This window comes from Halobacillus ihumii (assembly GCF_902726645.1).
Lineage (GTDB): Bacteria > Bacillota > Bacilli > Bacillales > Halobacillaceae > Halobacillus_A > Halobacillus_A ihumii.
This window is the reverse complement of record NZ_CACVAO010000001.1, coordinates 1592402-1605873: the sequence shown is the minus strand read 5'-3', so window position 1 is coordinate 1605873 and position 13472 is coordinate 1592402. Positions and strand designations below refer to the sequence as shown.

At 40.8% G+C, this 13472-nt stretch carries 11 protein-coding genes; 7 read left to right on the top strand and 4 right to left on the bottom strand.

Going from position 1 to position 13472, the window contains the following annotated elements; genetic code table 11:
* Positions 1 to 121: 121 nt before the first annotated feature.
* From G6R08_RS08125 to G6R08_RS08115, 3 genes are all read left to right on the top strand, one after another.
* The gene (locus G6R08_RS08125; protein ID WP_163527520.1) at positions 122 to 1363 is read left to right on the top strand and encodes an aminopeptidase; all 1242 of its coding nucleotides are present in this window, start codon (positions 122 to 124) and stop codon (positions 1361 to 1363) included.
* 230 nt (positions 1364 to 1593) lie between these two features.
* Positions 1594 to 2607, top strand: coding sequence for an acyltransferase family protein (locus tag G6R08_RS08120; protein ID WP_163527519.1), 1014 nt, complete (start codon positions 1594 to 1596; stop codon positions 2605 to 2607).
* Positions 2608 to 2692: 85 nt separating this feature from the next.
* Complete coding sequence (locus tag G6R08_RS08115) at positions 2693 to 3352, top strand: type 1 glutamine amidotransferase domain-containing protein (protein WP_163527518.1); 660 nt, start codon at positions 2693 to 2695, stop codon at positions 3350 to 3352.
* A 41-nt stretch (positions 3353 to 3393) separates the two neighbouring features.
* Here the strand turns inward: G6R08_RS08115 and G6R08_RS08110 are convergent, their stop codons facing one another.
* The 3 genes from G6R08_RS08110 to G6R08_RS08100 all read right to left on the bottom strand — a co-directional run bounded on the left by G6R08_RS08110 (position 3394) and on the right by G6R08_RS08100 (position 6551).
* Complete coding sequence (locus G6R08_RS08110; RefSeq protein ID WP_163527517.1) at positions 3394 to 4749, bottom strand: YjiH family protein; 1356 nt, start codon at positions 4747 to 4749, stop codon at positions 3394 to 3396.
* 110 nt (positions 4750 to 4859) lie between these two features.
* Complete coding sequence (locus G6R08_RS08105; RefSeq protein ID WP_163527516.1) at positions 4860 to 5738, bottom strand: fructosamine kinase family protein; 879 nt, start codon at positions 5736 to 5738, stop codon at positions 4860 to 4862.
* 60 nt (positions 5739 to 5798) lie between these two features.
* On the bottom strand, positions 5799 to 6551 hold the full coding sequence (locus G6R08_RS08100) for an AraC family transcriptional regulator (protein WP_205439406.1): 753 nt from the start codon (positions 6549 to 6551) through the stop codon (positions 5799 to 5801).
* 123 nt (positions 6552 to 6674) lie between these two features.
* Between G6R08_RS08100 and G6R08_RS08095 the strand changes: the two genes are divergently transcribed.
* From G6R08_RS08095 to G6R08_RS08080, 4 genes are all read left to right on the top strand, one after another.
* On the top strand, positions 6675 to 7952 hold the full coding sequence (locus G6R08_RS08095) for an extracellular solute-binding protein (RefSeq protein ID WP_163527515.1): 1278 nt from the start codon (positions 6675 to 6677) through the stop codon (positions 7950 to 7952).
* 118 nt (positions 7953 to 8070) lie between these two features.
* The gene (locus G6R08_RS08090) at positions 8071 to 9285 is read left to right on the top strand and encodes a carbohydrate ABC transporter permease (RefSeq protein ID WP_420810385.1); all 1215 of its coding nucleotides are present in this window, start codon (positions 8071 to 8073) and stop codon (positions 9283 to 9285) included.
* 15 nt (positions 9286 to 9300) lie between these two features.
* A complete protein-coding gene (locus G6R08_RS08085) occupies positions 9301 to 10146 on the top strand; it encodes a carbohydrate ABC transporter permease (protein ID WP_163527514.1) in 846 nt (281 codons plus the stop codon).
* A gap of 24 nt (positions 10147 to 10170) precedes the next feature.
* The gene (locus G6R08_RS08080) at positions 10171 to 12468 is read left to right on the top strand and encodes a glycoside hydrolase family 65 protein (protein WP_163527513.1); all 2298 of its coding nucleotides are present in this window, start codon (positions 10171 to 10173) and stop codon (positions 12466 to 12468) included.
* 53 nt (positions 12469 to 12521) lie between these two features.
* Here the strand turns inward: G6R08_RS08080 and G6R08_RS08075 are convergent, their stop codons facing one another.
* Positions 12522 to 13415 (bottom strand): GNAT family N-acetyltransferase, encoded by an 894-nt coding sequence (locus tag G6R08_RS08075; protein ID WP_163527512.1) that lies wholly within the window; start codon positions 13413 to 13415, stop codon positions 12522 to 12524.
* Between the last annotated feature and the right edge of the window lie 57 nt (positions 13416 to 13472).

The following is a 13472-nucleotide window of genomic DNA, read 5'->3' as shown; positions in this document are numbered from 1 at the left end:
TGAGACACTTGGGAAGGTCTATCAATAAGGGTTTCCTTCACGTCTTCATCCAATCTAGTGGGATTTTTTTCAAAGTTATGAAATAATACGAATAGATCAATAAAGAGTTGGAGGTATTCATTTGACTACACATCAAAAACGGCTTGAGAAGTATGCAGAACTAGCATTAAAAAAAGGTGTTAACCTACAGAGCGGTCAGGGGCTGATCATAAATGCTCCTATAGAGGCGGCTGATCTTGTCAGAACCATTTCAGCTAAAGCTTACGGAAGAGGTGCCAAAAATGTTCACGTGGAGTGGAGCGATGAACTTTTAAGTTATATGAAAATGAAGAATGCACCTATGAAGGTACTCGAGACATTCCCTAAGTGGAAGGCGGAGGGTCTTGAGGAGATGGTAAAGGATGGGTATTCCCTATTAACCGTGTACGGTCCTAATCCTGATCTGCTCAAGGGAGTCGACTCTGAACGAATTGCTAAAGCGAATAAGGCGAGTGCGGAAGCGCTGACTGGATATCGCGACTACATTATGAATGATAAAACCACATGGTCAATTGTCGCTTATGCACAGGCTGCTTGGGCAGAAAAGGTCTTCCCTGGCCTGAAAGAGGAAGCAGCACAAAGTAAGCTTTGGGAGCAAATTTTCAAAATAACCCGGGTAGATCAAGATGATCCAATTCAAGCTTGGGAGGAGCACAATGAACGCCTGCGCCAGGCAAGAGAGTATTTAAATAAGAAGCAGTATAAGAAGCTTCATTATAAAGCGGCAGGTACAGATTTGAGTGTGGAATTGCCGGAAAACCATATTTGGCATGGAGGTTCGGCTACTTCTGAAAAAGGTGTGGAATTTAATCCGAACATGCCGACAGAAGAAGTGTTTACAATGCCTCACAAATATGGTGTACAAGGCAAAGTCAGTAGTACCAAACCGCTCAGTTATGGAGGAAACCTGATCGAGAACTTTTCATTGACCTTTAAAGATGGAAAAGTCGTCGATTATTCTGCAGAGTCTGGGGAAGAAACGTTGAAACATTTATTGGAATCAGATGATGGCGCTAAGCGATTAGGTGAAGTAGCTCTCGTCCCTGATGAATCACCGATTTCCAAGTCGGGACACATTTTCTATAATACTTTATATGATGAGAATGCCTCCTGTCACCTGGCATTAGGCAAGGCGTATCCGACTAATATTGAAAATGGTCCATCGATGTCTAAAGAGGAGATGGAAAAGCATGGGGTCAACGACAGTCTCGTGCATGAAGACTTCATGATGGGTTCTAGTGAAATTGACATTGATGGCGAGACAAAAGATGGCAGTTATGAACCTATCTTTCGAAAAGGGTCGTGGGTCATTGATTTTGAATAATTAATTTAGGAAAAAAGCCTGTAAATTCAGTTTGCTGGCTTTTTTCTTTGATTTTCTTTTATAGTTTAATGATGTGGTTACATTTTTGACATTACGATTACAGTTTATTTAAAAAGCAATAAAATTCAACTTCAACCTATATGTTTTGTGGTAAAAAGGAATAGACATTGTTTTTACATTTAAGAATTAGATCTAATACACAACCACAGAATTAAAGAGGGTGAAGGACTATGAAGCGGGAAGCAACTTTTGACAATGCAAAACTTTTATTGATTTTCTTCGTTGTATTTGGTCATCTTATTCAACCGTTTACCGATGGTTCACATACTATGTACACCATCTACATGTGGATTTACACGTTTCATATGCCTGCGTTTATCTTTTTGTCTGGTTTTTTTGCAAAAGGATCTGGGCATAAAGACTATGTCGTTAATTTAGCGAAAAAATTAATCTTGCCTTATATGATTTTTCAGCTTGCTTATTCAGGCTACTTTTTCTTTATAGGAAAAGATGGCTGGCTGAACGGACCATTTTATCCGCACTGGTCATTGTGGTTCTTATTCAGTTTATTCTGCTGGCATATTATGCTCTATTGGTTTAAGAAAGTTCCTGCACTGACGGGGATTTTGGTTTCTGTAGGCTTAGGACTCGTTGTAGGATACTTTAATGATATTGGCCATATGTTCAGCCTTTCCAGAACGTTTGTCTTCTTCCCATTCTTTCTGGCTGGCTATTGGTTAACAAAAGACCATGTCAAAAAATGGCGAACTTCTCAAGTGCGTGAAGCCACACTCCTATTCATGACAACACTTGTTGGATTAATTGCTATTTTCCCTGAATTTGACTCAGGCTGGCTGTTAGGCTCAAAATCATACAGTGATCTCGGAGGTTTGGAATTTGGCGGCTTAATACGGTTTGGCGGTTACATTGTCGGTGCAATCATGACGATGGGCGTCCTTGCTTGGATTCCTAGTAAATCGTATCGTTTTACTGTGTTAGGAAGGAGAACGTTATACGTTTACTTGCTTCATGGATTCTTTATCCAATTCTTTCGCGAAGCCGGCTGGTTTGAGGTCGACAACATGATTGACTTTGCAGGTTTAGCAATCGTAGCAGCAAGTATTGTATTCTTATTATCAAGTACGTCCATCCAAACATTGACTCAACCTGTTATTGAAGGCAGAGCCCAATTAATCAAGAAATGGTGGCATAAGCTAGCTAAGAAAGATTACACGATAAATTAAATAAAAGAAATCATACCTCTCTTAGGATTGAAATGTGTACTCTAGTGAAAGACTAGTGATATAGATCCTGAGGGAGGTATTTTTCATGGAAAAAAAGATCTTATTTGTGGCAACAAATATCGATGCCATCGAAGGCGGGAACGAAACGGGATTGTGGCTGCAAGAGTTTGTGGAGCCTGCAACAGAATGTAAACAAGCAGGATTTGAAGTAACGGGGGTAAGCCTTAAAGGCGGTAGAATTCCCATTGATCCAAACAGCTATAGTAATGAACTTCCCCGAGTCTGGGATGGAGTCATGGAACCGATCCATAATACAGATAAACTTGAAAACATTGATCTAAATGATTATGCAGGCATATTCTTCACGGGCGGGCATGGGACGATGTTCGATTTTCCTAATCAAAGCGTTATTCAATCGGCTTTGCAGCACTTTATCGAACACGACAAAGTAATTGGGGCAGTTTGTCATGGACCGGCTGCTTTTGTTGGTGTGAAGGATGCAAATGGAGATTCTTTTATTAAAGGAAAAACGATAACAGGCTTTACAAATAAGGAGGAGGAGAAAGCAGGTCTGACTGATAAAATGCCTTTTTTACTGCAAGACAAATTGTCAGCTGAAGGAGCTGAATTTCAGACCTCTGAGCCCTTTAAGGAGCACGTTGAAGTAGATGGCAAGCTAGTAACAGGACAGAACTCGCAATCCAGCCTCGCTACAGCAGAAGCCTTTATTAAGCAAATCAGATAAATTAGAGGCTGGGACATATTTGTCACCAGCCTCTAATTTATTTAAAAAATTAGATGTGCGATTAACGCAATGATTGGAAGCGTAATGATGGTTCTTAACAAGAAAATGATAAAGAGATCTTTAAGGTTTACAGGTACTTTAGAACCTAATAACAAACCGCCGACCTCTGACATATAAATCAGCTGTGTAACGGATAATGCCGCAATCACAAAGCGAGTCAATTCACTTTCAATAGAAGCCCCGATGATGGCTGGCAGGAACATGTCGGCAAACCCAACTAATATCGTTTCAGATGCAGCTTGCGCATAAGGGATTTGCAACAGTTCCAGAATCGGAATAAATGGTACGCCAAGCCAAGCGAACACTGGCGTGAACTCTGCGATAATCAGTGCAATGGTACCTAATGCCATGACAATTGGGGCTACACCCATCCACATATCTAAAATGTTCTGACCGCCCTGTTTAAAAAACTCTTTAACTCCGCTGGATTTGCTGCCTCGTTCGACAGCCTGTGCATATCCGTAAGTAAAAGCATTGTGATGTTGAGGGATCTCTTCACTTATGTCATCGGCTTCCTCAGTAACATAAGTGTTCGCTTTACGCGAAAGAGGTGGAATCCTCGGCATGATTAATGCCGCCACAAGTCCTGCGAACCCAACAGTTAAATAAAATGGAATAAACATATCAGCCAAGCCGACTTGCTGAATCACAACTAAACTGAAGGTAATGGATACAACAGAGAAGGTGGTTCCAATAACAGCAGCTTCTCTCTTCGTATAATAACCTTCCTCATACTGCTTACTCGTTAAGAGTACACCAATTGTGCCATCTCCTAACCACGAGGCTAAACAGTCGATGGAAGAACGTCCTGGCAATTTAAAAACAGGGCGCATAATTTTTGTTAATAGTACACCAAAAAGTTCCAGAAGCCCAAAATTGAGCAGCAGTGGAAGAAACAGTCCGGCAAATAAGAAGACCGCAAATAGTACATGAAGCAAGGAATCTAATAACAATCCACCTGTCACATCAGAAATAATGGCATTTGGTCCAATTTGAAAATAAACCATTATTGAAAAAATCATCCCTAATACACGGGTAACAACCCATACCCATGGCACATTGAACAATTGCTTGAAGAAGGGGGTTTTATTTAGTTTATCCGGCCCCATTAATTTAACTATGAGGGTCCCGATCGCTGTAATTGAAATAATCAGCATCATGATCAGAGATAGAGAGTCAGCCAGCGCTTCTTGAATCCACGTGGCCAGAATGGCGATAATAATCGTAACACTCTGATCCTCTGCATTATAAAACGGTACAATAAATAAAAATATACCAAGTAATGATGGCACTATAAATTTTAAATGTGATGAAATCTTGAAGTCGCTTGCTTTCATTAAAGTATCGCTCCTGACAAATTGTGATAAGAATAAATATGCAACAAAATAAATTTTAATACAAAAATATGCAGTTGCCAATAAAAATTTTTATCAGCGTTCTTAAATTCCTAGTTTTTCGTGTACCTTGCTAAAATACGGTCCACGGAAGAACCGTAGCTTTCACCAAACATATTTAGATGAACGAGAAGATAATAAAGCTGATAAAGCGGTTTCATATCTTCGTATTCATGAGGCAGCGGCATGACTTCCTGATAAGCTGCATAAAAAGCCGGCGAGAATCCACCGAATAATTCCGTAAAAGCTAGTTCAAATGCATGATCTCCATACAATATGGAGGGGTCGATAAGGTAGGGGATGCCTCTACGTCCAACTAAATAGTTTCCTCCCCACAAATCGCCATGCAGAAGGGAAGGTGAAGGATAATGTGAGAGTAATTGGTCTAATTGATCTATCAGCTGCTCAAGTCGTTCCTGCCTTTTTGGTGGCAAGGTCTTATGTTCAATCCCCAGTTGCAGTTGCGGCTGTAACCTATCATCTCGAAAATACTCAACCCAGCTTTCCCGCCAATGATTATCCTGGGTTAATTCTCCGATAAAAGTCGGCTGATCAAACCCGAAATATTCAGCTGTATGTTTGTGCATATTCGCAAGATTTGCCCCAAGCTGTTCGGCTGTGTGGGATGGCCCGGCTTCATCTCCTTTGATCCACTCCATAACGAGGAATCCCGTTTCGCCTACCCTAGGTTGATTATAATCATATACTTTTGGAACATGTATGGTGTTGGTTTGTGCGATTCGTTCTAAACCGAGTGCCTCGATTTTAAAGAAATGAGGCGGAACATTGTTATTTCCTTTAACAAAATATTCATCGCGATCTGTGCGTACATAAAATGCTTCGTTAATATCTCCTCCGCTAACTTTACTGATAGCTTGAATAGCGCTTTGATCACCTAATCGCTGAAGTGATGTTTGAATAACTTGCTTCATATAATCCCCCTATCATTAACAATAACCTAAAAATTCAAAAGTTGAAATAGTGGAATAATTTCAACTGATTGTCATACGTTTGGTTTGCTGGTCGCGATACTGTTTAGGGGTGAGCTTAAAGTGTTTTTTGAAGGTGGATGTGTAGTAACTTTGATTACAGAATTTAAATAAGGCTGCAATATCGGAAATTGAAGTTGTGGTATGCATGAGGAAATATTTAGATTCCTCCACACGTTTTTCGTTAATAAACTGAACAACTGAAATCCCCACTTCCTTTTTAAAAAGGTGTGATAAGTAACTGGGACTTACAAAACAGGCTTTAGCGAGCTGTTTCAGTTTCAGGTCATCAAGAATATGTTCATGAATGTGTGTAACCGCACGGTTGATGATATTGGAGTAAGGCATCTCCTTGACATCTTCGACCATTTGGATGAAGTGTCCGAGCATTTGAAATTCCAGGGTATCTAATTCTTCTGAGGATGTTTTACGTTCGATCTCCAGGATGTAAGCGTCACTTAGATTAAAAGAGGTCTCAGGATCAACTCCGGACCGAATAACGGCTCGCGTAAATAGGGTGCAGGAACAAATGAGAGAATTTTTTAAAGAGCGCAATGGAGTATGAGCCAGCCTGGGACGTTGGTCCTTATTGATATTTTTTAACAATGTGAAGGCGGTATGTTTATCGAGTTTAGTAATGGCTTCCATTAACTGTTGTTCCATTAAGAAGGAGGGGTGTAAATATTCATTACGTCTATTGTTCATGCGAATTTGTTTGAATTGGTCAATCATATAATGTGTGATTGTACTATTCATGATCAACCCCCAAAGTGTGTAATTTTTTAATACAAATGTAAAGATCTTAATATAATTGTAAGCGATTTCATAATAATATAAAAGTACTAGATAGAAAAATATACGAAGGAGGTCAACTGACCCATGAAGAAATGGCTTTTATTTTTATTCTTCGTTTCAATGCTTTCGATTTTAATGATTGGATGTAGTAGTGGGGAAAGTGACAGCTCTAGTGGAGATACTGGCACTGAAACAGAACAGTCAGGTGAAGAAAAGGCAAGCGGGGAGAAAACAGTTATTCATTTCGCTGCACAGAGTGATAGTACTCCGGCAACCCAAGCTGTGATTGATGCTTTTAACGAACAATCAGACAAATATACAGTGGAATGGACGCAAATGACAAATGATTCCGCTCAAATGCATGATCAATTATTAACAACACTTTCAAGCGGTTCCAGTGAATATGATGTGATTTCCATGGACGTAGTGTGGGCTGGAGAATTTGCAGGCGCCGGCTATATTGAACCAATTGATATTTGGATGGAGGAAGATGGATTAAGTTATGAGAACTATAATACTGGCTCCATGACGTCAGGAAATTTTAAAGGGAAACAATACACCCTTCCTTATTTTCCTGATGTAGGTCTCTTGTATTTCCGAAGTGACATCGTTTCAGAAGAAGATCAGCAAAAGCTTATATCCGGCGATTACATGTACGATGATTTAGCAGCGATGGCAGAGAAGTACATGAACGAAAGCGGAACTGAAAATGGCTTCGTTTATCAGTCTAAGCAATACGAAGGCTTAACAGTAAATGCTACAGAATTTACGAATCAGTTTGAAGATATTCAAGGCGGACTTGAGACCATGTACGAATTTACAACCTCAAAGTTTGTACCTGAAGATATTTTAAATTATACGGAAGCTGAAACTCATACAGCTTTTGAAACGGGAAATTCTGTGTTTGCTCGTAACTGGCCTTACATGTTTGGACGTTTGAAAAATCCTGAAGAAAGCGGTGCTACTGTAAAGGCAGACCAAGTTGGCATAGCGCCATTGCCTAATGGCGGCGCAGTCGGCGGATGGCTGCTCGGTGTAACGTCAAATTCAGAAAATAAAGAAGGGGCATGGAAATTTGTAAAATTCTTATCTGGTGAAGAGGGACAGAAAATCATGTCTACCCAGGGCGGATATTTACCTGGTTATCAACCATTACTTGAGAATGAAGAAGTTCTTGATTCCAATGAATTGCTAACGTACCCAGGTTTTCAGGAGGCCCTTAAAGGAACGATTGCCAGACCTGTTTCCGCAGAGTATTCTAAGGCATCAAATGAGATCCAAGTAGCTGTACACAAATACTTGAGCTCAGGCGAAGGATTGGAAGAAGCTGTTCGGAGTGTGGATAATGCAATAGGAGAATAGAGCTTTTCACTTATGAGGAACGGGCTCTGATTCGTCAGGCCATGCTGGCAACTCGTTCAGCATGGTCTATCTTTATGCCGACAAAGAAGTTCAATACCTGATAAAGGGGGAGATTGCGTTGAAGAAGATGGGCTTTCGCGGGTCATTTTTCATCATACCCATTCTTATACTGATTGCTGTCTTTTCTGTATGGCCGGTTGTTCAATCTTTTACGTACACGTTTTTTGATTATCAATTAAACGATCGTACAAAATCCGGGCTGTACTTAAATGAACGTTTTAATGTTGAATTATACAATGAATCATCGACCTATGTAAACTTATTCCTTGAGCGTGATATGCCAAATATTACAGACTCAGAGGATGCAGCGGAAGTTAAGGAGCTGCTGTCAAGACTTGACCAGCTTGATACTGAATTTGAAGGCAAGTCCGGTGTAGTGAATATTAATGAGGAAGTAAAAAATAAAGTTGAATCGTTTTATGAGGATGCCAAAGAGCTAGTAGCTTCCCTGAGCGAAAAGTATGAATTACAAAATGAAAAAAATCTTCCCAAAATCGTCAATGACATAGACCGAAGCATGATTGAGTCCAATTTTGTGGGTCTTGCGAATTATAAAAAAGCTTTTCAGGATGACTTCGTTTGGGTTGCTTTAAAAAATACACTGATTTTTACATTTTCCTCAGTGGCTCTTGAGCTGGTACTTGGTCTTGGAATGGCCCTGATTATGAATAAATCAATGAGGGGTCAGGGATTTATCCGAACTTCATCCCTCATACCATGGGCCATCCCAACAGCTGTTGCTGCCCTTATGTGGAGTTATTTATATGACGGCACAGCTGGCATTGTAGCTCAAATGTTTGCTTCTATAGGATTGATTAACGAACCGACAGATCTTTTACTTACTTCAGGAGGAGCCATGACGGCAGCGATATTAGCCGACGTGTGGAAAACGACGCCCTATATGGCATTGTTATTACTTGCTGGCTTACAGACGATTCCGAACTCGCTATATGAAGCGGGGTCCATTGATGGGGCCGATAAAGGACAACAATTCTTTAGAATTACACTGCCGCTATTAAAACCGGCTATTCTTGTAGCTCTTTTATTTAGAACTCTCGATGCATTTCGTGTGTTTGATCTCATTTACGTATTAACCGGGGGCGGTCCAGGCGGTTCTACTGAAACTCTATCCATCTATTCCTATAAAGTTATGTTTGCCCAGACAAACTTTGGCTACGGGTCCGTGATCGTCATGATTATGTTCGTTTGCGTGGCTATTATTGCAACCATCTATGTGAAAATTCTTGGTGCAAATGTGATGGAAAAAAATTAAGGGAGGTTAATGAACATGGCAAACCGTTCTGGCTCGACATCATCTAAGAAGAAACTGGTTTTCGTATTAATTCTTTGTTTTTACCTCGTTGTTGTCGTATTTCCCTTTCTATGGATTCTAATCACCTCCTTTAAGAGTACAGGTGAAATTTTTGGCAATCATCCTTTTCGAATTATTCCAGAGAATCCGACCATTGAGCATTATGCCAATGTGATACTTGAGAAGGGTATTCTGAATGCGGTTTGGAATAGTCTAGTCGTTTCAGGTGTTACGACCATTTATATCGTGTTTGTTGCGACACTGGCCTCCTATGCTATTTCAAGGTTTGAATTTTTCGGGAAAAACTTATTATTGGGTGTAGTCCTTGCGGTATCTATGTTTCCCCAAATGATCGTGATTGGCCCGATTTATAATTTATTTGTGGATCTGGGCTGGACGAATAGCTATTGGATTACATTACCTTACTCTTCGATCACTCTTCCGATGGCCGTATGGATCTTAGTGACGCACTTTAACCAAATTCCCATTGCTCTAGAAGAATCTGCGAAAATGGATGGCGCCAATCGCTTCCAAACATTATTCAAAATTGTATTTCCATTGGCGGCGCCGGGAGTTTTTACAACAGCCATCATTGTGTTTATAACAGCCTGGAATGAATTTGTGCTTGCGATAACGATTAACTCGGATGCGGCTTACCATACTGTACCTGTGGCCATCTCGTTCTTGCGGACACAATTCGAAATTCTTTGGGGGCAGGTAGCTGCTGCTACAATCATCGTTACGATACCTACACTATTAATCGTCCTGTTTTTCCAGAAGCAGATTGTCTCTGGGCTGACGAGCGGCGGTGTAAAAGAATAAACGCATATAAAAGGAGGTTAATTTATGGGCTGGCACATTAAACGTAACAGGTTGAGGGTTGAAGAATTAATAAATGAGGAGAGCTTGTTCTTCCTGGGTAATGGCTATCTTGGTGTTAGAGGCAACTTTGAAGAAGGCTATCCTGAGGGTTTCCCGACAATCAGGGGGACGTATATCAATGCGTTTCACGATATTATTGACATTCCTTATGGAGAGAAGTTGTATGGGTTTCCGGACACGCAGCAAAAAATGTTAAATGTTCATGATACTCAATCGATACAAATCTATGTAGGTGAGGAAGAAGAGTTATATGCACTCGATCAGGGTCAGGTTCTTGATTATTCCAGAAAGCTATTATTGGATGAAGGATGCACCATTCGGGAGATTCATTGGAAATCCCCGCTCGGGAAAGAGTTAAATATCCGTTTTGAACGGCTTGTTTCTTTTGTTCATCGCGAACTATTTATGATCAAGTTGAATCTGATACCTGTTAATTTTTCAGGCAAGCTGAAGGTTGTTTCTAGCATTAATGGGGATGTGGAAAACTACGCAAATAAAGAGGATCCACGCGTGGCTGCGGGGGAGGCAAAGCGGCTTCACCTTAGCAAGTTACTACTGAATGAAGGGGACGGCTATATAGAAAGTCAAGCCGAGGTATCCCGCTTACGAACAGGGTGTGTGACAAGGCATTATACAGATTCTGCAGATGTAACAGTCTTAGAAGATGATCATTCCAAACAGCTGCTGTTTAATTATGTGTGGGATGCGGAAAAGTCTGTTCCTCTCTCTCTTACTAAGCGTACTGTTTTTGTAGATTCCTTAAGGCATGAAGAAGATTTATACGAGGCGGCTATTGGGCTTCAGCATTCTCTTGATGAATGGTCGGATGATGAAATTTTCCACGAGCAAAGAGAATATATGCAGAAGTTCTGGCAGCATGGAGATGTTCGTGTCAGCGGTGACCACAGACTTCAAGAAGGATTGCGGTTTAACCTTTTTCATCTTCTGCAATCAGTAGGGAGAGATTCATACAGCAATATTTCGGCTAAGGGATTATCAGGGGAAGGCTATGAGGGTCATTACTTCTGGGATACGGAAATTTACATGTTCCCAGTCTTTCTTATGATTGCTCCTGATTTAGCAAAGAGACTATTAATCTATCGCTATTCCATTCTGAACCATGCGAAGGACCGGGCTGTTGAAATGGGACATCAACAAGGAGCTCTGTTCCCATGGAGAACGATCAGCGGTAAGGAGTGTTCCTCTTACTTCCCGGCAGGAACGGCACAGTACCATATAAGTGCGGACATTGCTTATAGTTATATTCAATATTATCATGCTACTGGGGATACAGACTTTTTGTTAGATTATGGTGTCGAGTTGTTAGTAGAAACAGCCAGACTGTGGATGGATGTTGGTCACTTTAATAAAAATGGATTCTCGATCGATAATGTCACAGGCCCGGATGAATACACGGCAATCGTAAATAATAATTATTATACGAACGTGATGGCTAAGCATAATTTAGTATGGGCAGTAAAAGCATACCGAATTGCCAGAAAGCGAGATTCAAAAAGGGTGACGGATCTCGCTGAGTCCCTATCCCTTACTAAGGAAGAACTTGAGCAATTTAAGCAAGCTGCTGCGGTCATGTATTTACCTTATGACAAACAATTTGGAATCAACCCACAAGATGACACCTTTCTAAATAAGGCCGTGTGGGATATAGGAGGTACGTCAGCAGACCAATTCCCTTTACTGCTTCATTATCATCCGCTTACTCTTTATCGTTATCAAGTATGTAAACAGGCCGACACTGTGCTGGCCCATTTTTTACTTGAAGATGAACAGGACTTTGACACCATACGAAATTCCTATAACTACTATGAAAATATCACCACACATGATTCATCCCTTTCCACGTGTGTGTTCAGTATCATGGCAGCTAAACTCGGTGATCTTGAAAAAGCCTTTTATTATTTTGGAGACTCTGCACGCCTGGACTTGGATAACTTGCATGGCAATACGAAGGATGGGCTGCATATGGCTAATATGGCGGGGAGCTTTATGGCCATTTTATTCGGATTTGCCGGGTTACGAGTTAAAGAGAATGGATTACATTTTTCACCGAAACTTCCCGATCAGTGGAGTGACTACTCGTTTCATGTTCATGGACAAGGTCAGCTCATTTCAGCCTGTGTTACGTCACAATATATGAGATTGAAATTGGTCGATGCTGACTGCCCCGTTGAGGTGCATGTGAATGGATTACACTACAAGATAAAACCAGATGAAACGTTAAAAGTTTTCCTGGCAGATTAAGCATGAAAAGATCCAGAACAGCTTATTCTAGCTCCTCTGGATCTTTTCATGAATTAATGGAAGAGGGGAGGGGAATTCAAGTCACTAAGATTCTTTTCAAAGGCATAGACCGTGTTGATTTCGCGAAAACCTAACTGTTGATAAAGTTGTTCGGCCTGTGTGTTTTGGTTGCGGACTGAGAGTGTCACCGCTTTGACTCCATATACGTAGAAAGCATACTGTAAGGCGTGCTGTATTAACAAAGTTCCAATCCCTTTACCGCGGTCATTCGGCTGGACATTTACAAAACAAATCTCTCCCTCATCAGCTGTAATGGTCTCATAATAAAGGTAGCTGAGCAGCTTGCCATCTTCGATATAGCCAAAGAGTTTATTCTCCTCTCGCTTAGCCAGTTCGACCATTTCCTCCGTTGTGTAGTAAGCCCCCGCTGGATGCAGGTCCTGAAGCGAATGAAGATGCTCGCCTGTCAGTTCAAAAATATTTGGATTCCTTTCATTTGAAGGAGAAAAATGTGACTGGTGCAGGGCCAACGTTCTTTCTATGTTATAAAGTGAAAAATCATGCCGTTCCGCAAAGGAAACTAAGGGATCGTTTGTTTTAAAACACGCCACTTTTACGACATCAAAATGCAGTTGGAGGGTGAGGGTAGTCTTTTCCCACAGCCGTTCAATTACCTCAGAGTCTTCCTGAGTGGAGAAAGGTCCAAGTAGACGGGCCAGTTTCTGATCGAAAAAGGGAAGGATCCCTATAAACCCGATAATTTGGTTCTGGTCCCAAGCAACATAGGCAAGGGGTTCTTCAAATTGAGTCAACGTCCAAATTTGTTCAAAAATTTCATTGGGTTCTGAAGCAAGCCATGCTACATAATGTTTATCTTGCTCGTTCATTGAGTGCAGCCATCGTGCAACAGTATGTAATTCTTTAACTTCTAGTTCTCGAATCTGCATACGATCACCTTAATTCCTGTTTACTCAAATCATGCCATAAAAATATATAAAAACCAA